This window comes from Falsiroseomonas stagni DSM 19981, assembly GCF_900114315.1.
GTDB classification, from domain to species: Bacteria; Pseudomonadota; Alphaproteobacteria; order Acetobacterales; family Acetobacteraceae; genus Falsiroseomonas; species Falsiroseomonas stagni.
This window is the reverse complement of sequence record NZ_FOSQ01000013.1, coordinates 118,243-140,388: the sequence shown is the minus strand read 5'-3', so window position 1 is coordinate 140,388 and position 22,146 is coordinate 118,243. Positions and strand designations below refer to the sequence as shown.

The following is a 22,146-nucleotide window of genomic DNA, read 5'->3' as shown; positions in this document are numbered from 1 at the left end:
GATCATGCGGATGCGCGACATGCGGGCGTATCGGCGGCGGCTTGCGATCGGCCTGCCGCTGATGGCCGTGGCGGGGGGGATCGTGCTGTGGCCGCTGGTCGGGCCGGCGGCCCAGACCCCGGCGAGGGCACCGGCCGCGGCACCGCCCACCCCGGCAGCCACCAGCCCCGCCCCGGCGGTGACGCCGGTGACCGCGGGGCAGGGGGCGGAGGCGCCGGAGCGGACCAGCGCGCAATTCGGCGACTGGTCCGTGAACTGCGCCGGCCGCGCCCCCACCCGCGCCTGCGAGATGGTGATGGCCGTGCGCGACCAGGGCCGGCAACTCGGCGCCGCGCTGGCGATGGGCCGCGTGGCGCGGGAAGCGCCGCTGCGCCTGGTGGCGCAGCTGCCGGTGAACATCCGCGTCTCCCAGCCCGTGCGCCTGGTGATGGAGGGGGCGGAGCCGCTGGCGCTGCCCTTCCAGACCTGCAACCGCCTGGGCTGCTTCGCGGAGATCGAATTGCGGGAGGATGCGGTGCGCCGCCTGCGCGCCCTGCCGGCGGAACAGGCGGGACGCCTGGAATGGCGGGACGCGGCGGGGCAGGAGATGGCACTGCCGGCCAGCTTCCGCGGCTTCGCGGCGGCGGCGGATGCGCTGGCGCGGGAGACGCGGTGAGATCGCCGGGGGGCGGGGGGCAGGCTGGTGCCGGCACGCGGATTTGAACCGCGGACCTACTGATTACGAATGGGCGGGTAAGCGGCGCCGGCTGTGCCCCCGCTGGCCGGAGTGACCCGCAAAAGCCCTGATGAAAAGGGACTACCCGCTTACCAGCGTCTATGCGAATCTACCGCCATCGCACCGAAATTGTGCCCCCGGTGTGCCCCCGAGAGGGGTGGGGGCACAAAGCGGGGCCGGGCAGGCGGGTGGGTCCATGAAGCGCGAACTGACTGACATCTGGCTGCGGAACCTGGCGCCTCCGGCATCTGGCCGGCTGGAAATCCGGGATACCGATGTCGTCGGCCTGGTGCTGCGCGTGACCGCCGCCGGGGTGATGACCTGGAGCGTTCGCACCCGGACGAAGGACGGGAAGCAAACCCGCCCGAAGATCGGCACCTACCCGAGCCTCGGCCTGAGTGCCGCCCGCAAGGCTGCCCGGCTGGCCCTGACCGGGATTACCAGCGGTGCCGATCCGATTGAGGAGAAGCGGGCAGCACGGGAGGCGCGGCGCCACCGGATGGCGGAGGCGACCGTGACGGAACGGCTGGCGGAATGGCGGGCTGGCCGCGAAGCCGATATCGAAAAGCCGTGGTCCGACCGCTACGCGGCGGAGGTGGCGCGCATCTGCGACCGGGACGTGACCCCGCGCCTCGGCAACCGGGCGCTGGTGGAGACGACGCGCGCGGACTGGACCGCGCTGGTCGCGACCAAGCGGAAAGCTGCGCCGGCCATGGCGGCATCCCTGTATCGCGTCGTCTCCTCCTTCCTGAACCATGCCGAGGCGGAGGGATGGGTGCCGCTGCCCCTGCTGCCCCGGAAGGGTGCCGCCAAGCTGGCGCCCATGCCGAAGGCGCGCACCCGTGTCCTGACCGATGGCGAATTGCTGGAGGTGTGGCGCGCGACGGAAGGGGAGGGCGTGAAGGTGCGCGCCTTCGTCCGGCTACTGATCCTGACCGCCGCGCGGGAAATGGAAGTTGCGGACATCGCGGTGGGGGAGGTGGATCGGGCACGCGGTCGATGGACCCTGCCCGGAAGCCGGACGAAGAACGGGAAAGGCTACGCCGTGCCGCTGGCGCCGCTGGCGATGGCCGAGGTGGATGCCGTGTGGCCGGCGGGTGGAGAGGATTGCGGCGGCGATTGGCGGATGCTCGGCAGCATCAACGGCAATGGCTTCCGGGGCTTTTCCAAGTTGAAGGCGCGCATTGACGCGACCATTGCCAGCAACCGCGCGAAGGACTCGGCCGGGCTGGAGGTGCGGCCGATGCCGGCATGGCGCTGGCATGACCTGCGCCGCACCGCCCGCACCGGCATGACGCGCCTCGGCATCCCGCGTGACCATGCGGAGGCGGCGATCAACCACGTCTCCGGCCGGACCAAGATTGAACGGACCTATGACGTGCACGACTACGCGGATGAAATCATCAGCGCGCTAGGTCGCTGGCAGGCGCATGTGGCCGGGTTGGTGACGGCGCAGCCTGCGGCGGAGGTGGTGACGCTGGCTGATCGGCGGCATCGCGCTGCTTAACGACCTGCGTGAGGCAGTGATGGGGGCCAGCATGTCAGTAAATGAAAGCACCGAACCTCAACGCTGGCACGAGCGGTTCAAGGCTATACTTGGCGCCGAACCGCAGCGTCTGCCTGATGAGGATGACGCAGCATTCGATGTTCGCCACATAGCATGGCTTAACGAGTGTCTTGGGTTCTTTGATGCGAACGAAATCCTTTATCGGGAAACGAAAAACCCTGTTTATGTATGGCGTGAGCTATCAAGGCGAGCACACGTGGCCCTCGATTGTTTTGGAGGAGACTACAATCGTGCATCACGTGCGCAACTAGTGCCTGAGTGGGGCATGGAAGCGTTCTGCTCTGCTGTTGGCTCTCTTTCTAGCCTTTCGCACTTACAGCCGCCTGACCTTAAGGAGCCAGCGGCGCGGCGAAAAACCAAGGCTCTACACTACAAGAAAGCTATGGAAATGGTTCCGATGGCGCTCGGGCTTTGCCGGCGAGGCTGGAACGCATTTCAATCCGCGCTGAGCGATCGTTCCAAGCGGACCGCGGCTGAGCAATACGATCTCTTACGCCTCGGCTTAGACCCTAAGACGGCTGCGACTGTAGTGCAGGAAGGGCACCTGCTGGTCTGGCAGGAAACGGGCAATCCTTATGACTATCGCCTGGGGCAGCTAGGAGGTGGCTCCGATCCGGCTGATGCACGGCGCTCGTTTGAGCGGATACTTGCCGCCGGACGCCGCCTCCGGCTGGACAAAACCTAGCCCCAACGTTCGGTCACGTTCCGAGACGCGCATTCCGGTAGATGAAGGTGGCCTCTCCTAGATAGGGATGGCCACTGTGCATCAGGAACTCCACGCCTCTTGCGCGAACATGCAAGGCGCCGCGCGTAACCGGCACGTTACGCCGCAGGGCTGCGTGTCTGACCCACTGTTGTCCGCCGCCGCTGCCGCCCCCGAGACGGGCCGGGCACTCTCCACATTCTGGCGCGACGTGAAGCGCGGCATCCTGCCCGCGCCCTACTACGTCACGCCGAAGGCCCCGCGCTGGCGCCGATCCGAATTGCGGGCTGCGGTGGATGCCGCGCCGCGTGCGCGGAGGATCGGGTGATGCGCGCCGCCCTGCCGTTGCTCGGCATTGGCGCGACGCTGGTGATCCTGGCGGCGCTGCGCCTGCTAACCGTCACCTATCCCTGAAACAAAACCGCCGGACCTGGAGTGGCCCGGCGGCGATGTGTTGGGACGTGCTGGATACTGCGGATTCTGCCGCCCGCAATGTAGCACGCGACGCGCACGGCGCCACGCTCCAGTTGCCCCGGTGGTCCTGACAGACAGGAAAACCACCATGACCTCCACCACTACCTGTCCCACCTGCGGCCGGCGCCACCGGCTGCCGCGCGCGATGACGCCTGCCCCGCTGCCGCTGTTCGCATGGGCCGCACGGCATCCTCGCCCGCCTGCCATTGGCGCCCGCCTCCTCCTCCGCGCCGACATGCTCGACGCGGACGGAGAGCCGCGCGCCTGCATCGCCATCCCCGGCCGGCGCGTGCCGCTGGCCTATCCGAACCTCGCGGCGGCGCTGGCCGCTTTGCGTGACATGGAGCCTCCCCCCCATGCCGGGCGCTGAACCTTTCCACCACCGCCCCGCGACGGGGCGCCACCGTCACCTGCTGCGTGTGGGTGACATGTTCCTGCCGATCCCCAAGCGGGCGGCGGAGGTGGCGCGGCTGCTGCTGCGACACCCCGCCGGAATGACGCGGGTGGAGATGCTGAACGCGGCACCGCCCGGCCTAGCACTCAACGCGACATGCCACGTCGCCCGGCTGCGGAAGGCCGGTTGCCCGATTGAGAGCGTGCCGGCGTTCGGCACCGACGCGGACGGCAACAAGGTGTCTTTCGTGCGCTACCGCCTGGCCGGCGCCATCGCCGTGACCGCCGGACCCTGGCCCATGTTGGAGGATGCCGCCTGATGGATGACCTCGACGCGATGACGGTGGTGCAAGCCCCGGGGCGGCGCCTCGCCAAGCTGATCCATGCGGACGGCACGGTGGAGGCGCAGCAACGGACCCGCACCGTGAACCTGCACCATCTGCGGGTGGAAGGGCTGGCGGCGCTGGCGACGTTGCTGGAGGAATTGGCGCGGCGCCCGGACACCTGCGTGGTGCGCGGCGCGATCCTCGACGCGGACAGGTCGCAAGGTGTCCGGCGCCTCCTCCACCGCGATCCGAAAACAGGCGAGGCGCCGACGCTGCGGGAGGTGCCGCGCCGCTGGATCGCACTCGACGTGGACAGCCTGCCGGTGCCGGAGGGGATGGACCCTGCGGACCTGGAGGCGAACGCCCGCGCCATCCTGCCACTACTGCCGGCGCCGTTCCGGGTGGCGCGGCTGGTGGTGCAGGCCACGGCATCGCACGGCATCAAGCCGGGTGCGCGGCTGCGGCTATGGGCCTGGTGCAACCGCCCCGTGACCTCCGCCGAGGCTAAGGCATGGCTTGCGGCGGCGCCGGTTGACCGCAGCCTCTACAGCGCAGCGCAACCGCACTACACGGCGGCGCCGCTGTTCATAGCGCAGCGCGACCACCTGCCCCGCCGGCTGGCCGTTCTGGAGGGGATGGAGGCGGTGGTGGTGCCTCCGGCGCCGCTGCTGGCACCAACGCCACCACCGCCTGCTGCAACCGCCCTGCGACGCCCTGGCAGGCCCTATAGCGGGGGCGAGGTGATGCGCTTCGCCCGCCTGCTGCGCGTGGTCCAGGACGCGGTGGAGGGCGAGCGGCACCGGCTGCTGTTTTGGGCATCCTGCCGGGCTGGCGAATTGATCGCGGCCGGCATCCTCGACGAAACCAGCGCCAGTGCGGCGCTGGTCCAGGCTGCGATGGATAGCGGCGGGAAGGATCGTCGCAATGCCGAGGCGACCGCCCGCGACGGCATTGCGCGCGGTCAGGCGGAGGCGCGGGCATGACGGAAGCCGCAACCATGGTGGCCGACGATGCCGCCGAAATCCTGCGCCTCTCTCGGCTGGACCGTGTGACCTATGACCGGGAGCGGGAGGCGGCAGCGAAGCGGCTGAACATTCGTGTCGGCACGCTGGACCGCATGGTGGAGGAGATGCGGCCAGCACCTGAGCAACCGCGCGGCCGAGGCGTAGAGCTACAGGCCGTAGTGCCGTGGCCGGACCCGGTGGAAGCCGGGATGGTGCTGGACAGGCTGGCCGCTGCGATCCGGCGCCACGTCATCCTGCCCGCCACCGCCGCCGATGCCATCGCGTTGTGGATCGCACACACCTGGGTATCCGAACGGTTCCAGCACTCGCCCCGGCTGAACATTGGATCGCCCGCCAAGCGATGCGGAAAATCGACGCTGCTGGACCTGCTGCGCGCCACCTGCCACCGCCCGCTGAAAGCCGACAACATCAGCGCCAGCGGCGTATTCCGCACGGTGGAGGCGTTGCGGGAGGAAGGCGGGATTACGCTGCTGGTGGATGAGGCGGACACCTTTGTGGGTGACAACGAAGAACTGCGCGGCATCCTCAATTCCGGCTTTGAGCGGTCCGGCGAGGTGGTGCGCGTGGTGGAGACGAAGGGCGAATGGATGCCGGTAAGGTTCGCCACGTTCTGCCCCGTGGCGCTGGCCGGGATCGGGAAGTTGCCGGACACGCTGGCGGACCGCTGCGTGCCGATCACGCTGCAACGGAAGGCGGCGGCGGAGACGGTGATGAAACTCCGCGCGCCTGGCGCCCGCGCGACGCTGCACAACGCCGCCCGGTGCCTCGCCCGATGGGCGGCGGACCGGCGGGACCATCTGCCGCTGGACCCGGAGGTGCCGGAGGCGATGGGCGACCGGGAGGGCGACATTTCCGTGGTCCTGCTTTCCATCGCGGACGATGCCGGCGGGGAATGGCCCCAGCGTGCCCGCCGGGCGCTGCTGGAGGTGTTCGGGCACCGCAACGCGGCCGAGGGCAATGCCGAGGCCGGCGCTCTGCTGCTGGCGGACCTGCGGACGCTGTTCAACGAACGCGGCGCGACCCGCCTTCCCTCGACTGACATTATCGCGGCGCTGGAGAAGCTAGAGGAGCGGCCGTGGCCGGAGTGGAAGAACGGCAGGCCGATGACCCCGGTGCAGTTGGCGGCGGCGCTGGCGCCGTTCCGGGTGCGGCCGATCACCTACCGGCCGCCGGGCGGCGGTGCCCCGGTGAAGGGGTATATCCGCGACCATTTTGAGGAAGCGTGGTCGCGGTATCTGGCGCCTGCTGCCCCCGCTTCCGCCAACTAGGGGCGCTGGAGCGGTAACGCGGTTACAAGCGAGGAAAGTCTAGGCGTTCCGGCTGTTCGGGTGCGGTTACAGGGTGCGATCCTGTAACCGCTGCGGATGCGCGGAAAGCGGCGGGAAACCTGGGTTGTAACCGTGTTACCGGCTGAGAGGCAGGGTGAGGCGCGAAACATCAATAATCACGCGCGCGGGCGTGGGCGGGACCCAACATCTGAATTGCGGACGGGTGCGCGGCGGGAAGGAAGCGGTCCCGGTGCGCGGATCGGCCGGAGATGATGCCGCGCCCCCCCCGGCGCCGCGCACCGCCGCCCGAAAGTCACGGATTATGGGTGCCGCATGAGAGGCGCGGTCTTGGTGCGCCGCTTCGCTGGAGATTGATCCCGCCCCCCCTTTGGAACGGCTACGCCTTCTTCACGCGGGAGGCAGGACCAGCCGTGTGTAACGCCTCGCCTGCATACATGCGATGAAAACAGAACGCTCTGCGTTCTGGCGGTCCGCCGCCACAGTGAAGGGGTTTGGGCCTGTCATACCGGCCGTAGCGCGCACTGCCTCAAACCTACATTCTCGCTCGTCCTGCTGGACCTGTTCTTCGCTAGTGTTGGGCCGCTCATAAACAATGCGCGGCTGCGCGCAGCCTGAGAGGGTGATAAGGCCAGCGATGACGATGGAGCGCATGGGCTCGGACGCTAGGCGATGTCAGTGCGCATCCGCAAGCATCCAGATCTAGGTGACCGACCGCGCATCTAGGTCCGATCACCACCGGCTGATTGGCTTATCCTCGCCCCATGAGCGCGAACACGACTCGCACCCCGCTTACCCGCTGGTCCAGAGAAGTCGCGAAAGCCACGGTGCTGACCTACCGCCGGGCGAAGGGCGGAGGAGCGGAGGAGCAAGAGGCACAGCAAGCGACCCGCGCGGCTTACCTGGCGGCAGGCGGCGATCCTGCCGAGGCGGGCACATCGATACCCGAAATCATAGGGGCTGCGGCCCGGGATCACGGGGAATGGTTCTGGCGCCCGCTGGCCGAACGGCTGGAGCGGGAGGAGCGGTGGTTGAAGCATTGCGGCATCTGGCCGCCGCCCTACAACCGCGCGCTCTGGCCGCCGATGCCGGATGATTTTCGCTAGGCGCTCCTCGGCATCCAAGTCGCCTTGCCCCCTTCAAAGTCTGCACCGATGACCCGCGCCTGTATCCTCGCCCTGCTGCTGCTGTTCTCACCTCCGGCATGGGCGGCGCCTAACTGCCGCTGGCGGGAACCGCCCAGGACCTACCCGCCCGGCGGGGCGTGGACCTGCGACGCAATCCGTTGGGCGGACGGTGACACCCTGACCGTACGTTGCGCCGGCCACCCCGCGCCGATCCGCGTGCGGGTGCGCGGTGTGGATACGGTGGAACGGGGCAGGCCCGGGTGGAGTGCAGCCCGAATGCAGCTGCGGCGCATGACGGAGGCGACCCAGCTTGTGATCCGGCCGCATCACGGGAGCCATGACCGGGTGGTGGCTACCGTCCTTGCCCGAGGGCGGGACGTGGGGCGGGCGATGGATGCCGCCGGTTGGTCCAAGCGGGATTGCCCGAGGCGCTAAGGGCCTGGGTCCTGTCCGCTGGCGCCGAGTCGCAGCGTTTCGGCCGGCGCCACCGCGATAGGTTCCGCCGCCGCCTGGAGGTTCCTCCTCCTCTTTAGGCCGGACGTGATGCTACGCCCGGCGCCTGCGGCACCTGGGGTGATGGCGGCGCCCGAACACCTGCCCAGGCTTACGTGGGGAAGGACCCCCCAAAACGGGGACACGGGAGGCTGCCGGGGCAAAAATGTGCCCCCGGTGTGCCCCCGGGAAAGGAAAATGGTGCCGGCACGCGGATTTGAACCGCGGACCTACTGATTACGAATCAGTTGCTCTACCACTGAGCTATGCCGGCACGCTGCGGCGCGGCCTATAGCGCCCGGCGGGCCGGCGGACAACCCGCCTTGCGCGGGGGACCCTGCCGCGGCGGCGATTAACTGCTACGCTCCCCGCAGATGCGCCGCTTCCTGCTCCTTCTCGCCCTGCTTCTCGTCGGCGGCGCAGCCTCCTGGGCCTGGTGGGCATTGCCGCCGCGCGTCGCCATCGCGACCGCCGCCACCGGCACGGCGCTGGAGGCGGTCTATGCCACCGGGGCGGTGGAGCCCGTCCACTGGGCCCGGGTCGGCCCCGCCATCCGCGGCCGCGTCAGCGCCGTGATGGCGGAGGAGGGCGCGCGGGTGACGGAAGGGCAGATCCTCGCCCGCATCGATGACCGCCAGTCCCGCTCCATGGCCGACGAGGCCGAGGCCCGTGCCCGATTCGCGGCCGAGGACCTGGCCCGCACCCGCACCCTGGTGGCCCGCGACATCGCCGCCCGTGCCACGCTGGAACGCGCCGAACGCGATGCCCGCGCCGCGCGATCCGTGGCCGATGCCGCCATGCAGCGCCTGGATGACTACCTCGTCCGCGCACCGACCGATGGCGTGGTGCTGCGCCGGGACGTGGAGGTGGGGGAGGTGGTGGACACCCCCGCCAGCCTGTTCTGGGTGGGCGAGCCCCGGCCGCTGCGCGTGACGGCCGAGGTGGATGAGGAGGACATCGCCCGCATCGCCGTCGGCCAGCGCGTGCTGCTGCGCGCCGACGCCTTCGCCGGCCGGGTGCTGACGGCGGAGGTCACGCAGATCACCCCCAAGGGCGACACCACCCGCAAGGCCTATCGCGTGCGCCTCGCCCTGCCGGACGACACGCCGCTGCTGGTCGGCATGACGGTGGAGGCCAATATCGTGCTGCGGGAGACGCGGGATGCCGTGCTGCTGCCGCCGGCCGCCGTGGTGCTGCCCCCCGCGACCCGCAACCCGGCCGCGACCACGGCGCGGGGCCCCGCCTTCGTCTGGGTGGTGGAGAAGGAACGCGTGCGGCGGCGGGAGGTGGAGATCGGCGTCCAGGCGCCCCGCAGCGTCGAGATCCGCCGCGGCATCGCGGTGGGGGAGGCGGTGGTGCTGGCGCCGCCGGGCGGGCTGGTCGATGGGCAGGCCGTCAGGCTGGCGCCGCCCTGAATGTTCCTGATGTTCGACATCGCGCGCGGGATGCTGGCGCGCAGGCGGCGGCAGACCCTGGTCTCGGTCAGCGGGGTCGCGCTGGGCGTGGCCTTCTTCATCGCGATCGTGGCGCTGATGCGCGGCTTCCAGACCTATTTCGTCGACCAGATCATCGATGTGGCGCCCCACATCACCATCAAGGACGAGACGCGCATCCCGGCGCCCCAGGCGGCGGAACTGCTGCACCCCGGCGCGGCGGTCGCGATCAGCGGCGTGAAGCCGCGCGACCGCATCCGCGGCATCCGCGCCGCCGGCGACAAGGTGGCGATGCTGGAGGCGATGGAGGGTGTCGCCGCCGCGCCCGTCCTGCAGGGCCAGGCGCTGATGCGCTACGGGTCGCGCGATGTCTCCGCCGTGGTGACGGGCATCGATCCCGCGCGGCACATCCGTGTCTCCAACATCGAGAAGGACATGACGGCCGGCAGGCTCGATGACCTGCGCCGCACCGCCAACGGCATCATCATCGGGGAGGGGCTGGGCCAGCGCCTCGGCATCGGGATGGGCGATACGCTGACGGTGATCTCCCCCCAGGGGGTGGTGCTGTCCATGCAGGTGGCGGGGATGTTCCGCACCGGCATCCAGACGGTGGACCAGGGCCATGCCTTCGCGCTGCTGAAGGTGAACCAGGTGCTGCAGGACCGGCCCAATGTGGTGAACCAGATCCTGGTCCGCCTGGCCGATGTGACGCAGGCGGAGCCGATGGCGCGGCTGATCGAATCCCGCTTCGGCGACCGGGCCGAGAGCTGGGAGGAGCAGAGCGCCAATGTGCTGACGGTCTTCGTCATCCAGAACGCCATCACCTATTCCGTCACCGGCGCGATCCTGCTGGTGGCCGCCTTCGGCATCTACAACGTCATCTCCACCGTGGTGTTCGAGAAGACGCGCGACATCGCCATCATGAAGTCGCTGGGGTTCACCGAAGGCGATATCCAGCTGCTGTTCCTGGTGCAGGGGCTGGTGGCGGGGCTGCTCGGCGCCATCCTCGGCAGCGTGCTGGGCGCCCTGATGATCGAGGCGCTGGCCCAGATCCGCTTCGCGACATCGACGCCATCCGGCGCCAACGGCTTCATCATGGACCGCAACTGGCGGATCTATGCGGCGGCCTGTTTCTTCGCGCTGATGGCGGCGGGCATCGCCTCCGTCATCCCCGCGCGGCGCGCCAGCCGGCTGGATCCCGTGCAGGTGGTGCGTGGCGCCGCCTGATCCGCCCCTGCTGGAACTGCGCGACGTCACGCGGCAATTGCCGGAAGGGGCGGTGCTGGTGCGGGACGTGACGCTGGTGTTCCGGCGCGGCGAATTCGTCGCCGTCACCGGGCCGTCGGGGTCGGGGAAATCCTCGCTGCTCTACCTGCTCGGCCTGCTGGACCGGCCGAGTGCCGGCCATGTGCTGCTGGAAGGGCGCGACACCGCGCGGCTTTCGACGAACGAGCTTGCCGCGCTGCGCCTGCAGAAACTCGGCTTCGTGTTCCAGTTCCACTTCCTGCTGCCGGAATTCAGCGCGCTGGACAATGTGGAGATTCCCATCCGTCGCCTCGGCCGGCTGAAGGGGGCGGCGGTGCGCGACCGGGCCATGGCGCTGCTCGCGGCGCTCGGCCTGGGCGATGCCGCGCGGAAGCTGCCGGAACAGCTGTCGGGCGGCATGCGCCAGCGCGCCGCCATCGCCCGTGCGCTGGCGAATGATCCCGCGCTGATCCTGGCGGATGAGCCGACGGGCAACCTCGATACCGCCAATGCCGCCGCCGTCTTCGACATCTTCGAGCGGCTGGCGCGCGAGGAGGGGCGCACCGTGATCGTGGTGACGCATGACCCGGACCTGGCGAAGCGCGCGACCCGGCGCATCCACCTGGTGGATGGCCGGATCGTCAGCGATTCAGGCTGAGGCCAGGAACCGCCCGAAGACCGGCACGGCATCCACCAGGTCCTGCGCCCGCGCGCATTCCCGCGGCGTATGCGCGGTGCTGATGTCGCCCGGGCCGAGCACCACGCAGGGGGCGAGGGCCTGTAATTCGCTGGCATCCGTGCCGTAGGGCGCGGTGCGGGCGGCCTTGCCCGTCAGCGCCACGGCCAGCGCGATCAGCGGATGGTCCACGGGCAGTTCGGGCGGGAAGCCCTCATGCTGCTCCGCCAGCTCGATCCCGGCCTCCCGCGCCGCCTGGCGGACGGCGTGCAGGATGGGCTGGGGATCGACCTTCGCGCTGTAGCGGAATTTGATGAAGGCGCTCGCCTTGGCGACCGTGACGTTCATGGCGGTGCCGTGGTTGTCCAGCACCAGGTTGAAGTCGCTGAAGGGCGGATCGTAGTCCTGGTCCTGCAGCGCGGGGTTGGTGCGGAGTTCGTCATGCACGGCCCGCATCGCGGCCAGGAAGGGCAGCAGCTTCCAATTGGCGTTGATGCCCTTGCCGGTGGAGGAATGCGCCTGCAGCCCGCGCGCCATGGCGGTGAAGGCGATGTGGCTGCGGTGGCCGCGCACCGGCACCAGCCCCGTCGGCTCCGCCACCGCGATGCCCTTCAGCCCCAGCGACTTCGCCAGCGCGGATTGCTTCGCGATGATGGCGGCGCCCTGCTTCGTCGTCTCCTCATCCGCCGTGATCAGCAGCGTGGCGCCGACGCCGGCCGGCGCGCGCTGGGCGGCGATGATGGCGGCCGCCACCTGGCCCTTCATGTCCACGCTGCCAAGGCCATGGAGGAACCCGGCATCGTCGATCCGCGGCGTCCAGGGCGCGCTTTCCCAGCCCGTGGCGGGCACCGTGTCCATGTGGCCGGACAGCGCATAGCCGCCCCTGGGGCCCTTATGCGCCACCAGTGCCCGCTTCGAGACGCCCTTGCCATCGGTGTAGTCGAGGCGCTCGACCTCGAACCCTTTCAGTTCCTGCTCCACCCTTTCGGCGATCGGCAGGTTGGAGAGGGAGGAACGGCTGTCGATCGCGATGAGGTCGGCGGCCAGGCGGAGGACGGGGTCGGTCGTGATCATCCCCGGAGCCTCGCTTGCCGCCGCCCTTCCGGCAAGGGCGCTTGCCGCGTCCTGCCGGGCAAGGGCGCTTGCCGCGCCCTGCCGGGCAAGGGAGGATGCGGCCATGCAGAGCTATCTCGACCCGCGAAGCGGCCGGACCTGGCCCCTCTCCACCCCCCGCTGGTGCGGCGACGGCCAGGCGCCGCTGCTGCTGACGCAACGCCCCGGCCTTTCGAGGGCCGAGATCGAAACCGGCACGCGCAGCATCTGGCGCTACGCCGCCGCCCTGCCCTGGGCGCCGAAGGCGCGCATCAGCATGGGGGAGGGCTGCACGCCGCTGGTGGAACGCGCGTTGCTGGGCGGCACGGCGCTGCTGAAATGCGAATGGTTCATGCCGACGGGGTCGTTCAAGGATCGCGGCGCCTCCGTCATGCTATCGCTGCTCAAGGACCAGGGCGTGGAGGCGGTGCTGGAGGATTCCTCGGGCAATGGCGGCGCGGCGGTTTCCGCCTATGCCGCCGCCGGGGGAATCGCGGCGACCATCTTCGTGCCCGCCAGCACCAGCCCGGCCAAGACCGTGCAGTCCCGCGCCGCGGGGGCCACCATCGAACTCATCCCCGGCTCGCGCCAGGATTGCGCCGATGCGGCGCTGGCGAAGTCGGCTGAGCTTTTCTACGCCAGCCACAACTGGCAGCCCTTCTTCCTGGAGGGCACGAAGACGCTGGCCTATGAGCTGTGGGAGGACCTCGGCTTCAAGGCGCCGGACAATGTCATCGTCCCCTGCGGTGCCGGATCGAATGTCCTGGGCTGCTGGCTCGGCTTTTCGGAGTTGCTGCGCGCGGGGCAGATCACGAAGCTGCCGAAAATCTTCGCCGCCCAGCCCGCGAATTGCGGCCCCATCGGGCGCGCCGCGCTCGGCCTGCCCGAACAGGCGGCGCAGCCCACCATCGCTGAGGGCACGGCGATCGCCCAGCCCATCCGCCTGCCGGAATGCCTGACGGCCATGCGCGACTCCGGCGGCGGCGCCGTGCTGCTGGAGGAGGCGGAGATCGCCGCGGCGTCGCTCAGCCTCGCGCGCACGGGCATCTATGTGGAGCCCACCTGCGCCCAGGCCGCCGCCGCCTATTCCCGCCTGATCGCCGCCGGGACGATCGCGGAGCGGGAGACGACGGTGGTTGTGCTGACGGGCACGGGCCTCAAGGCCACGCCGCGCTACGCCGAATTCCTGGGGGTTTCGATCTGATGACGCTCGATGAATTGCCGACCCCCTGCCTGCTGCTCGACCTGGATGTGCTGAAGCGCAACCTGGCGCGGATGGAAGCCGCCATGGCGCGGCATCCCGGCGTCATGCTGCGCCCGCATCTCAAGACCGCGAAATCGGCGGCGGTGGCGGACCTGGCCGCGCCGGGCAAGGGCGCCATCACCGTCTCCACCCTCGCGGAAGCGCGCTACTTCGCGGAACACGGCTTCCTCGACCAGGTCTATGCCGTCGGCATCGTGGCCGCGAAGCTGGACCAGGTGGCGGCGCTGAACGCGCAGGGCGCCGCGGTGAAGATCATCACCGATGACCTCGACACCGCCCGCGCCATCGCCGCCCATCCCGGTGCGCTGCCGACGCTGATCGAGGTGGATGTCGGCGAAGGCCGCGCGGGCGTGTCCGTGGACGGCACGGCGCTGCTGGCCATCGCCGCCGCGCTGGGGCCGAAACTCGCCGGCGTGATGTCCCATTCCGGTCATTCCTATGCGGGCCGCAGCGACGACGCGATGGCGGATATCGCGGAGGTGGAGCGCGCGGGCATCGTCGCCGCCGCGACCCGGCTGCGCGATGCTGGGCACACCATCGACATCGTCTCCGCCGGCGCGTCGCCGACCGCGATGCATGCGCGGCACCTCGATGGCGTCACGGAGATGCGCGCCGGCGTCTACATGATGGGCGACCTGCTGCAGGGCCAGATCGGCACGCATCCGCTGGAGGATATCGCCGTGACCGTGCTGGGCAGCGTCATCGGCCGCTATCCGCAGCGCCAGGCGGTGCTGCTGGATGCCGGCGCGCTCGCGCTGTCCAAGGACCGCAGCACGGAAGGCGCGCCGCGAGACTGGAAGTTCGGCCGCGTGCTGGACCGCGACGGCCAGGCGACGCTCGGCGATGCGCTGGTGACGCGCGTGCACCAGGAACATGGGGAGGTGCGCGCGGCGGAGGGCAGCACCCTGGCGCTGGACCGCCTGCCGGTCGGCGCGCGGGTGCGCGTGGTGCCGAACCATGTCTGCCTGACGGCGGCGGCGCATGACCGCTACCACGTGATGGAAGGGGGCCGGGTGGTCGCCATCTGGTCACGCATTAACGGTTGGTAACCCACGGATCGCGCGTGGGTTTTTCGAAATGTGACAATTCTTGCGCGCGCCCGAGGAGCACGGCATGGATACAGTACCGATAGGATGGGTGCTGTCCGATATCCGCCATGCCTGCCCTTGCCCGCCGCGCCGCCCTCGCCACGCCGCTTCTCCTCCTCGCCCTGCCGGCGCGGGCGCGGTTCCGCGTGCCGCCGTTCCAGGAATGGGTGGGGCGGACGGCGAAGCTGAACGGGGATAGCGGCCAGGCCCGCCTGCTGCTGGAGGCGAACCGGACCGGCACCATCGCCGTGCGGCTGCTGTTCTTCTGCAAGCCGCTGCCGGTGCTGGACTGGACCATCGCGGATGATGGCCTGACCTTGTCCTATCGCCGGCAGAGCGCGATTTCCGCCACCCGCATCATCCAGGGCACCGCCCGCATCACCGCGGAACCCGGCCTGCTGCAATGGATCGAGGCCGCCGACCACCTGGCGGAGTTCGAGGGGTTCGAGGGCCCCGAAGCCGTTCGCGTCTGCGGATAGCCGCACCCTCTTCACCGCACATCAACCAGCCCCGGGTTACCTAGGTTCGGGGCAGAAGGCCCGGACACAGGGCGCGGCGCTGGCGGGAAGAAGCCTGGGCGTCGCGCGAGGCATGGGACGGGCATGCGTATCGCGCTCTGCGTCAAGAAGGACATCCACGGCCTGCTCGCGGCCCGGATCCTGGCCGAACGCCTCCAATTCGCCGACCTCCGCTTCTTCTGCAGCGTGAAGACGCGGGATGCGGAGAATGCTGTTCCGGCCTTGAAGATCATGAAGCTGCTGGAACGCGATGTCGCTATCGACACCTTCGCGACGCTGGAAACCGGCTTCGGCCAGGTGCCGCATCCCGATGAATGGACGCCGCTGCTGGATCTGAAGGCGGATGGCGGCGCGCGCCAGCTGCTGGATTTCAGGCCGGACCTCGTCATCTCCGCGCGCTTCTCGCTGATCTTCCCGCAGCGCGTGATCGATGCCGTGCCGCGCGGCATCATCAACGTCCATCCCGGCGCGCTGCCGGGCTATCGCGGCCTCTTCGCGCCCTTCTGGCAGATCCTGAAGCGCGAGCCCGTGCTGGGCTGCACCGTGCACATGGTGGACCGGGGCATCGATACGGGCCCCATCCTCGGCATCGCGCGCGTGCCCTTCGACCCGTCCCGGTCGCTCATGGCGCATACTGCCGCGCTGTATCGCGGCGGCGTCACCATCGCGGCGGAGGCAGCGGCCACCATCGCGCGTGGCGGCACCCCCGCCGGCACCAGGCAGCCGGAGGGCGGCCACTACTACCGCTTCCCCGCGCCGGAGGATCTCGCGGCGCTGCCCGTGCCCATCGTCAACGCGCAGGATTTCGCGGAGGTCCTGTCCGCCGCCTTCCCGCCCCGCGAGCCCGCCGCCGCGGTGCGGTGGAGCGCCGCCGCATGACGGGGGGCGCGTCCTTCGCCGCGCGGCTCGGCGGCGTCATCGCCATGATGCTGCTGCTGGGCTGCGGGCTGACGGCGGGCCTCAACTACCTGAAGTTCGAACGCATGCTGCTGGAGCAGCAGGCGAAGGTGCTGGAGATCCTGGCCGTCGAGCTCGGCGCCACGGTGGAGAATTCGCTGGCACTCGGCGTTCGGCTGGCCGGCGTGCCGGGCGCGCAGGCGCTGCTGGAACGGTCGCGCGCGGCGGAACCGCTGATCGGCGGCCTGGCCATCGCGGATTCCGATGGCGTGGTGCTGTTCGACACGGATCGCCAGAATCTGGGCGCCACCCTGCCGCGCGACCTGTTCGATCCGCGTGCGGCGGCGGAATCCTGGCGCTTCCGCGACGGCGCGCGGCACGGGATCGGCGCGCCCATCATCAACGGCTTCGGGCAGCTCGAAGGCGCGGTGCTGCTGCGCTACGGGCGCGACGCGGTGGATGAACGCCTGACCGCCACGCTGCTCGGCATGGTGAAGGCGGGGCTTCTGGCGCTGGCCTTCGCCGTGCCGCTCGGCGTTCTCGGCATCCACCTGGTGACGCGCCAGGCCCGCCGCTGGTTCGCGGCGGTGGAAGGCGCGATGCAGCCCGGCGCGGCCGCAGAACCCCTTGCCGCCGGGCTGCAGCAGGCGATCGCGGAAGCCGATGCCGTGCTGTCCGATGCCGAGCGACGGCTGGAGGCGATCGCCGCCACGCTGCCCGAATCCACCCCCGTGCCGGAGCCCGCCGCGCCATGACCCCGGATCGCCGCCTGGTCGGCAGCGTCGTCGCCGTCGCCGTGCTGCTGCTGACGCTCGCCGTCGGCTTCGTCTCCTCCGCCGCGCTCCGCAGCTTCGAGACGGAGTTGCGGCCGGAGCTGGAGCGGGAGGCGACGGTGGTCGGCAGCATCGGCGCGCAGGCGGTGCAGCGGGCGCTCGACCTCGGCGTGCCCTTCGCGGGGCTGTCGGGCCTCGATGAATACCTGGCCGGCCTGCTCTCGACGCGGGAGGGGCTCGCCTATCTGCTGCTGACCGATGCCAGCGGCCGCGTCGTCGCCGTGGCGGGCAGCGCGCCGGCGGAATTCACGGGCCTGTCCGCGGGCACGCCAGCGCCCAGCCGCGGCGCGCTGATGCGCGTGCAGGGCGGCAGCTACGATGCCGCGCAGCCGCTGATGGAGGAAGGCCAGGTCGCGGGCTGGCTGCATGTCGGCATCGCGCGCGCGCGGCTGGACACCGCACTCGACGACATGCGGTGGGACGTTCTGATCGTGCTGCTGGTGGTGCTGCTGGCCACCGCGGAATTCCTGCGCTTCATCCTCTCCCGCCTCGTCGCCGCGCCGATCGACATGGTGCTGCGGCTGCAATCGCGGCTGTCCCGCGGCGACTGGACGGTGCGCGCGCCGGGCGACATCGGCGCGGAAGCCGGGCGCGTCGCGCGCCACTTCAACGTGCTGGTGCGCCGCACCAATGACCGCTGGGACCGGCTGTGCTGGCTGGCGGGCGAAAGCGGTGCCGGCCGCCGCGCCGCGGCGGCGCTGGATGGCGTGCGCGACCGCCTGCGCTTCGGCGCCGAATCGCTGCGGGAAGGGCTGGGCGGCGGTGCCGCATCGGCGCGGCTGCCGCTGTTCCTCTTCGTCTTCGCCGAACAGCTCTCGACCTCCTTCAACCCGATCTTCGCCATGGAACTCGCGGGCGGGCAGGCGGGGATGCTGGGCGCGGCGCTGCCGCTGGTGACCTTCGTCGCCGCCGTCGCGCTGCTGACGCCCTGGGGCGGGCAGATGGTGTCGCGCCACGGCCCGCGCCGCGCGCTGCTGATGGGCATGGTGCCCGCCGGCATCGGCCATGTCGGCGCGGCGCTGGCGCCGGACCTTGTCACCCTGTCCGCCGCGCGGGCCATCTGCGGCGCGGGCTACGCCATCGTCACCATCGCCTGCCAGGTACAGCTGGCGCGGGAGGCATCGACCGGCCGCATGGCGCGCAGCCTGGGCGGCTTCACCGCGGCGGTGATGACGGGGGCGGTCTGCGGCACCGCGATCGGCGCCGTGCTGGCGGACCGGCTCGGCTTCCGGCTCACCTTCATCGTCTCCGCGCTGCTCGTCCTCGGCGTCGCGGCGCTGGCCTGGCGGTGCCTGCCGGCGGGTGGCGCGGCGGAGGAGAAGCGCCTCGGCCTGTGGCAATCCGCCCGAGCGGCCTTCGCGGAGCCGCATTTCCTGATGCTGGTGCTGCTGGCGGCCATTCCCGCCAAGGTGCTGCTGGGCGGCTTCGTCTTCTTCCTGGCGCCGCTGGAGTTGCGGGAGCTTGGCCTGAGCCAGGCGGCGATCGGGCGCAACGTGATGCTCTACGGCCTCTGCATGCTGCCGGCGATCATGATCGGTGCCTGGATCGCGGACCGGTCCGGCCGCGGCGGCAGCATCATCGTGGCGGCGGGGCTGCTGAATGGCGCGGGGCTGCTGGCGCCGCTGTGGCTGCCGGCGGAGACCGCGCTGCCGCTGGCGGTCATCGCCACCGGCGTCGCGCAGGGCCTGGCGGCCGCGCCGATGCTGGCGATGATCCCGGCGCTCAGCCTGCGCCCGGGCGCGCCGAGTTCGGCCGCGATGATGAGCTTCCTGCGCCTGGCGGAACGCATCGGCAGCGTCGTCGGCCCGCCGGCCGCGGCGGCGCTGCTGGCGGCGGGCGGCGGGCAGCAGGCGATGCTCGTGCTGGGCATCGTCTCCGCCGCCACGGCGCTGGCCTATGCCCTGGCCCTGCTGCTGGGCCGGGCACGAAGGGAGGCCCTGGCATGATCATCCGACGGCGCGGCCTGGTCGCCGCATCGACACTGCTGCTGGCGGCCCCCGCCATCGCGCAAGCGCGGCCCCACCGGATCACCATGCTGCTGTTCCGCGGCTGGGAGGAAGCCTGCGACGGCTTCCGCGACCATTTCGCGGCGCGGCGCATCCCGGTGGAACTGACGGTGCGGGACGTGGCGCAGGATCTGCGCCGCCTGCCCGTCATGGTGGCGGAGATCCGGGAGTCGAAGCCGGACCTGGTCTATGTCTGGGGCACCTCGCTCGCCATCGCGGCGCTCGGGCCATGGGACGCGGCCGATCCGGCGCGGCACATCACCGGCGTGCCGGCGGTGTTCAACATCGTCACCGATCCCGTCGGCAACCGCCTCATCCGCAGTGGCGAATCGCCGGGGCGCGCGGTGACGGGCACGGAATACATCGCCTCGGTCGAGGTGCAGATGCGCGCCATGGCGCGCTACCGCCCCTTCTCCCGCGTCGCCGCCATCTTCAATCCGAATGAACGCAATTCGCTGTCCGTCGTCGCGCAGATGCGCGCGCTGCTGGGCGCGGGGCTGGTGGAACTGCCGGTGGCGCTGGATCCCGCGCGGCGACCCGACCCGGCCTCCATCCCCGGCCGGGTGGCGGAGGCGCGCGCGGCGGGGGTGGACTGGCTCTACATCCCGCCCGACACCTTCCTGAACGACCACCGCATGGTGCTGACGCAGGCGGCGCTGGACCACGGGCTGCCGACCTTCGCGGCGACCGAGCGCTTCGTGCAATTCGCCGAGGGGCTCGCGGGCCTCGTCAGCCGCTACTACAGCGTGGGCGCCTTCACCGGCTTCAAGGCGGAACAGATCCTGCGGGAGGGCCGCGCCGCTGAATCCATCCCGGTGGAGACGCTGACCCGCATGTCCTTCCTCGTCCGCATGGACAGCGCGCGGCGCCTGCGGTCCTTCCCGCCGGTCGGCCTGCTGCGCGTGGCGGAGACCGTCTGACGCCATGCTGCTTCGATCCCGCATCCTGCTGCTCTTCGCCCTGGCCATGGCGCTGGTCGCGGCCTCCGTCGCCGTGCCGGCCTGGCTCGTGCTGCGCGACGGGGAGGATCGCGCCGCCGCCCTTCGCGCCGGGCTGCAATCCGCCACCCTGAATGATGCGGTGGAACGTGCCGCGGCACCGCTGCTGGCCGCGCTGCGCCAGGCGTCGGTGGACGAGGCGCTGCTGTCGGCCAGCGCGGCGCATGACGAATCCGCGCTGCGCCAGCGCCTGGCGGCGCTGCGGGCGGCGCTGGGGCTTGAGGGGCCCGCCGCGCGCATGGACATCGTTGGCCCGCGGGGCCAGCTGCTGGCGGCCGCGCCGGCCATGGCGGAACCGCTGGCCAGCGGCGCATCCGCGCTGCAGCGCGACCTGCCGCGGGATGGCATCTCCGCGCGGTTCGAGGCGTCGGCGGATGGGCCGATGCTGCTCGTGGTCAGCCTGCGCACGGGCGGCGGGGACCTGCTTTCGGCCAGCATGCCGGCGGATGGCGCTCTGGACCGCGTGGCGCGGCAATTGGGCGCTGACCTGCTGCTGCGGGACCGGCAGGGCGCGGTGCTCTTCGCCACGGACCAGGGGCTGCGCGATGGCGCGGCCACGCTGCGGGAAGGCCAGTCCGTCAGCCTCGGCAACCGCATCTTCCGCGTGGAGGCCACGCCGCTCTACAATTCCGCGGGGGCGCGCGTGGGCCAGGTGCTGGTGCTGGCGGATGCGACGGCGGAGGCGCAGTCGCGCCAGCTGCTGCTGCTGCTGGCCGGCGCGCTGCTGGTGGTGGCGGCCGCCGTCACCTGCGGGCTGCTCTATCGCGTCATCCGCGATGCCATCGATCCGCTCAGCGAACTCGCGCGCGCGCTGCAGGCGGTGGCGGGGGGCGACATCTTCGCCTCCGCCGCCATCGCCACGCGGCGGGATGAGGTCGGCGCCATCCAGGCGGCGCTGGAGGCGCTTCGCAGCAACACCCTGGCGCTGGACCGCCTGCAGACCCGCAACCGCCTCTCCGCCTTGCGGGAGCGCGCGCTGATCGGGCAGGAGATCGCGCGCCTGACCGCCGTTCTGGACGGGCCGGAGCGGCAGGAGATCCTGGGCCTGCTGGAAGGGGAGGGCGCGGCACTCGGCCCCGCCTTCACGCGGCTGTCCGGCCTTGTCGTGCAGCAGCACGCGGCGATGGCGCAGCTGCTGGAGGAGCGGACACGCGACCTCGCTCTGGTGCGCCAGGCGCTGGAGGAACGCACCCAGCTGAACCGGATGCGGGAGGAGCTGGACGTCGCGCGGCGCCTGCAGCTGTCCTCCGTGCCGACCACCTTCCCGCAGCTGCCGGAATTCCGCCTGCATGCCGCGATGGTGCCGGCGAAGGAGGTCGGCGGCGATTTCTGCGACTTCGTGATGCTGGACGAACACCGCCTGGCGCTGCTGATCGGCGATGCCTCCGGCAAGGGCGTGCATGCCGCCATCTTCATCGCCATGGCGCGCAGCCTGCTGCGGGCGGCCATCGGCAGGGGCGCGAGCCCGGCGGAGGCGCTGGCCCAGGCCAATGACGTGCTGTCCACCGACAACCCGACGATGATGTTCGCCACTGCCTTCGCGGCCGTGCTGGATTGCCGCACGGGCCTGCTGACCTACGCCAATGCCGGCCACAACGCGCCCCGCCGCCGTGGCGCGAGTGGGGAGGCGGAGCTGCCGGTGGCGCGCGGCATCGCGCTTGGCGTCATGGACGGCATGGAATTCATCGACCAGGAGATCACGCTGGAGGCCGGCGACATGGTGCTGATGTTCACCGATGGCGTGACGGAAGCGGTGGCGCCCGGCGACATCCTGTTCGGCGATGACCGCCTGGCCGCGATCGTGGCCGATCCCTCGCTGGCGGAACCCGCGCAGCTGGTCGATGCCGTCGCCCTGCAGGTCGAGACCTTCGCGGATACCGAGCCGCAGGCGGACGATATCACGATGCTGGCGCTGCACTGGCGCGGCACCTCATCCGCGGGGCATCCGGCCGATCCCGGCCCGGTGGCGCTGGCTTGCGCGTGACGGC

Annotated in this window: 21 protein-coding genes and 1 tRNA gene; 20 read left to right on the top strand and 2 right to left on the bottom strand. The window is 70.8% G+C overall.

What is annotated here, in order from left to right; genetic code table 11:
- Positions 1-4 precede the first annotated feature (4 nt).
- From BM041_RS24545 to BM041_RS24515, 9 genes are all read left to right on the top strand, one after another.
- Positions 5-655, top strand: a complete 651-nt coding sequence (locus BM041_RS24545) for an invasion associated locus B family protein (RefSeq protein ID WP_175534148.1) — start codon at positions 5-7, stop codon at positions 653-655.
- Positions 656-911: 256 nt separating this feature from the next.
- Positions 912-2,222: a tyrosine-type recombinase/integrase gene (locus BM041_RS24540; protein ID WP_175534147.1), complete on the top strand. Its 1,311-nt coding sequence runs from the start codon at positions 912-914 to the stop codon at positions 2,220-2,222.
- Between the two features lie 31 nt (positions 2,223-2,253).
- Positions 2,254-2,967 carry a hypothetical protein gene (locus tag BM041_RS30135; protein ID WP_139226168.1) on the top strand — a complete coding sequence of 238 codons (714 nt, stop codon included), beginning with the start codon at positions 2,254-2,256 and terminating at the stop codon, positions 2,965-2,967.
- A gap of 154 nt (positions 2,968-3,121) precedes the next feature.
- The gene (locus tag BM041_RS30130; RefSeq protein WP_139226167.1) at positions 3,122-3,313 is read left to right on the top strand and encodes a helix-turn-helix transcriptional regulator; all 192 of its coding nucleotides are present in this window, start codon (positions 3,122-3,124) and stop codon (positions 3,311-3,313) included.
- Positions 3,314-3,694: 381 nt separating this feature from the next.
- Positions 3,695-3,829, top strand: a complete 135-nt coding sequence (locus BM041_RS31955; RefSeq protein ID WP_281244666.1) for a hypothetical protein — start codon at positions 3,695-3,697, stop codon at positions 3,827-3,829.
- Positions 3,816-4,172, top strand: a complete 357-nt coding sequence (locus BM041_RS24530; RefSeq protein ID WP_092962547.1) for a hypothetical protein — start codon at positions 3,816-3,818, stop codon at positions 4,170-4,172. The genes BM041_RS31955 and BM041_RS24530 overlap by 14 nt, the downstream gene beginning before the upstream one ends.
- Positions 4,172-5,161 carry a hypothetical protein gene (locus tag BM041_RS24525; RefSeq protein WP_092962546.1) on the top strand — a complete coding sequence of 330 codons (990 nt, stop codon included), beginning with the start codon at positions 4,172-4,174 and terminating at the stop codon, positions 5,159-5,161. The genes BM041_RS24530 and BM041_RS24525 overlap by 1 nt, the downstream gene beginning before the upstream one ends.
- Positions 5,158-6,471 (top strand): DUF3631 domain-containing protein, encoded by a 1,314-nt coding sequence (locus BM041_RS24520; RefSeq protein WP_092962545.1) that lies wholly within the window; start codon positions 5,158-5,160, stop codon positions 6,469-6,471. The genes BM041_RS24525 and BM041_RS24520 overlap by 4 nt, the downstream gene beginning before the upstream one ends.
- Positions 6,472-7,253: 782 nt before the next feature.
- Positions 7,254-7,595: a hypothetical protein gene (locus BM041_RS24515; RefSeq protein WP_139226165.1), complete on the top strand. Its 342-nt coding sequence runs from the start codon at positions 7,254-7,256 to the stop codon at positions 7,593-7,595.
- A 712-nt stretch (positions 7,596-8,307) separates the two neighbouring features.
- Here the strand turns inward: BM041_RS24515 and BM041_RS24510 are convergent.
- Positions 8,308-8,382 (bottom strand) — tRNA-Thr (locus tag BM041_RS24510).
- Positions 8,383-8,482: 100 nt separating this feature from the next.
- Between BM041_RS24510 and BM041_RS24505 the strand changes: the two genes are divergently transcribed.
- The 3 genes from BM041_RS24505 to BM041_RS24495 are packed head-to-tail and all read left to right on the top strand — an operon-like array spanning position 8,483 to position 11,444.
- Positions 8,483-9,523, top strand: a complete 1,041-nt coding sequence (locus BM041_RS24505; RefSeq protein WP_092962543.1) for an efflux RND transporter periplasmic adaptor subunit — start codon at positions 8,483-8,485, stop codon at positions 9,521-9,523.
- A 9-nt stretch (positions 9,524-9,532) separates the two neighbouring features.
- The gene (locus BM041_RS24500) at positions 9,533-10,768 is read left to right on the top strand and encodes an ABC transporter permease (RefSeq protein WP_245762254.1); all 1,236 of its coding nucleotides are present in this window, start codon (positions 9,533-9,535) and stop codon (positions 10,766-10,768) included.
- Entirely contained in the window at positions 10,755-11,444 is a 690-nt protein-coding gene (locus BM041_RS24495) for an ABC transporter ATP-binding protein (RefSeq protein WP_092962541.1), read from the top strand. Before BM041_RS24500 ends, BM041_RS24495 begins: the two co-directional genes overlap by 14 nt.
- Here the strand turns inward: BM041_RS24495 and BM041_RS24490 are convergent.
- A complete protein-coding gene (locus BM041_RS24490) occupies positions 11,436-12,536 on the bottom strand; it encodes a M20/M25/M40 family metallo-hydrolase (RefSeq protein WP_092962540.1) in 1,101 nt (366 codons plus the stop codon). The genes BM041_RS24495 and BM041_RS24490 overlap by 9 nt on opposite strands.
- Before the next feature lie 103 nt (positions 12,537-12,639).
- Here BM041_RS24490 and BM041_RS24485 point away from each other — a divergent pair, with 103 nt between their 5' ends.
- The 8 genes from BM041_RS24485 to BM041_RS24450 all read left to right on the top strand — a co-directional run bounded on the left by BM041_RS24485 (position 12,640) and on the right by BM041_RS24450 (position 22,142).
- Positions 12,640-13,758, top strand: coding sequence for a pyridoxal-phosphate dependent enzyme (locus BM041_RS24485; RefSeq protein ID WP_092962539.1), 1,119 nt, complete (start codon positions 12,640-12,642; stop codon positions 13,756-13,758).
- Positions 13,758-14,867, top strand: coding sequence for an alanine racemase (locus BM041_RS24480; protein ID WP_092962538.1), 1,110 nt, complete (start codon positions 13,758-13,760; stop codon positions 14,865-14,867). Before BM041_RS24485 ends, BM041_RS24480 begins: the two co-directional genes overlap by 1 nt.
- 107 nt (positions 14,868-14,974) lie before the next feature.
- Entirely contained in the window at positions 14,975-15,385 is a 411-nt protein-coding gene (locus tag BM041_RS24475) for a hypothetical protein (RefSeq protein ID WP_092962537.1), read from the top strand.
- A gap of 123 nt (positions 15,386-15,508) precedes the next feature.
- Entirely contained in the window at positions 15,509-16,303 is a 795-nt protein-coding gene (locus tag BM041_RS24470; RefSeq protein ID WP_092962536.1) for a formyltransferase family protein, read from the top strand.
- Complete coding sequence (locus tag BM041_RS24465; RefSeq protein WP_092962535.1) at positions 16,300-17,076, top strand: hypothetical protein; 777 nt, start codon at positions 16,300-16,302, stop codon at positions 17,074-17,076. Before BM041_RS24470 ends, BM041_RS24465 begins: the two co-directional genes overlap by 4 nt.
- On the top strand, positions 17,073-19,100 hold the full coding sequence (locus BM041_RS24460; RefSeq protein ID WP_092962534.1) for an MFS transporter: 2,028 nt from the start codon (positions 17,073-17,075) through the stop codon (positions 19,098-19,100). Before BM041_RS24465 ends, BM041_RS24460 begins: the two co-directional genes overlap by 4 nt.
- Complete coding sequence (locus BM041_RS24455) at positions 19,097-20,080, top strand: ABC transporter substrate-binding protein (RefSeq protein WP_092962533.1); 984 nt, start codon at positions 19,097-19,099, stop codon at positions 20,078-20,080. Before BM041_RS24460 ends, BM041_RS24455 begins: the two co-directional genes overlap by 4 nt.
- 4 nt (positions 20,081-20,084) lie before the next feature.
- Positions 20,085-22,142, top strand: coding sequence for a PP2C family protein-serine/threonine phosphatase (locus BM041_RS24450; protein ID WP_092962532.1), 2,058 nt, complete (start codon positions 20,085-20,087; stop codon positions 22,140-22,142).
- Positions 22,143-22,146: the final 4 nt, after the last annotated feature.

Bases quoted from the DNA above. Each gene is read 5' to 3' on its own strand.
- BM041_RS24545 (WP_175534148.1), top strand. From the start codon at position 5: ATGCGGATGCGCGACATGCGGGCGTATCGGCGGCGGCTTGCGATCGGC.
- BM041_RS24540 (WP_175534147.1), top strand. From the start codon at position 912: ATGAAGCGCGAACTGACTGACATCTGGCTGCGGAACCTGGCGCCTCCG.
- BM041_RS30135 (WP_139226168.1), top strand. From the start codon at position 2,254: ATGTCAGTAAATGAAAGCACCGAACCTCAACGCTGGCACGAGCGGTTC.
- BM041_RS31955 (WP_281244666.1), top strand. From the start codon at position 3,695: ATGCTCGACGCGGACGGAGAGCCGCGCGCCTGCATCGCCATCCCCGGC.
- BM041_RS24530 (WP_092962547.1), top strand. From the start codon at position 3,816: ATGCCGGGCGCTGAACCTTTCCACCACCGCCCCGCGACGGGGCGCCAC.
- BM041_RS24525 (WP_092962546.1), top strand. From the start codon at position 4,172: ATGGATGACCTCGACGCGATGACGGTGGTGCAAGCCCCGGGGCGGCGC.
- BM041_RS24520 (WP_092962545.1), top strand. From the start codon at position 5,158: ATGACGGAAGCCGCAACCATGGTGGCCGACGATGCCGCCGAAATCCTG.
- BM041_RS24515 (WP_139226165.1), top strand. From the start codon at position 7,254: ATGAGCGCGAACACGACTCGCACCCCGCTTACCCGCTGGTCCAGAGAA.
- BM041_RS24505 (WP_092962543.1), top strand. From the start codon at position 8,483: ATGCGCCGCTTCCTGCTCCTTCTCGCCCTGCTTCTCGTCGGCGGCGCA.
- BM041_RS24500 (WP_245762254.1), top strand. From the start codon at position 9,533: ATGTTCGACATCGCGCGCGGGATGCTGGCGCGCAGGCGGCGGCAGACC.
- BM041_RS24490 (WP_092962540.1), bottom strand. From the start codon at position 12,536: ATGATCACGACCGACCCCGTCCTCCGCCTGGCCGCCGACCTCATCGCG.
- BM041_RS24485 (WP_092962539.1), top strand. From the start codon at position 12,640: ATGCAGAGCTATCTCGACCCGCGAAGCGGCCGGACCTGGCCCCTCTCC.
- BM041_RS24480 (WP_092962538.1), top strand. From the start codon at position 13,758: ATGACGCTCGATGAATTGCCGACCCCCTGCCTGCTGCTCGACCTGGAT.
- BM041_RS24475 (WP_092962537.1), top strand. From the start codon at position 14,975: ATGCCTGCCCTTGCCCGCCGCGCCGCCCTCGCCACGCCGCTTCTCCTC.
- BM041_RS24470 (WP_092962536.1), top strand. From the start codon at position 15,509: ATGCGTATCGCGCTCTGCGTCAAGAAGGACATCCACGGCCTGCTCGCG.
- BM041_RS24465 (WP_092962535.1), top strand. From the start codon at position 16,300: ATGACGGGGGGCGCGTCCTTCGCCGCGCGGCTCGGCGGCGTCATCGCC.
- BM041_RS24460 (WP_092962534.1), top strand. From the start codon at position 17,073: ATGACCCCGGATCGCCGCCTGGTCGGCAGCGTCGTCGCCGTCGCCGTG.
- BM041_RS24455 (WP_092962533.1), top strand. From the start codon at position 19,097: ATGATCATCCGACGGCGCGGCCTGGTCGCCGCATCGACACTGCTGCTG.
- BM041_RS24450 (WP_092962532.1), top strand. From the start codon at position 20,085: ATGCTGCTTCGATCCCGCATCCTGCTGCTCTTCGCCCTGGCCATGGCG.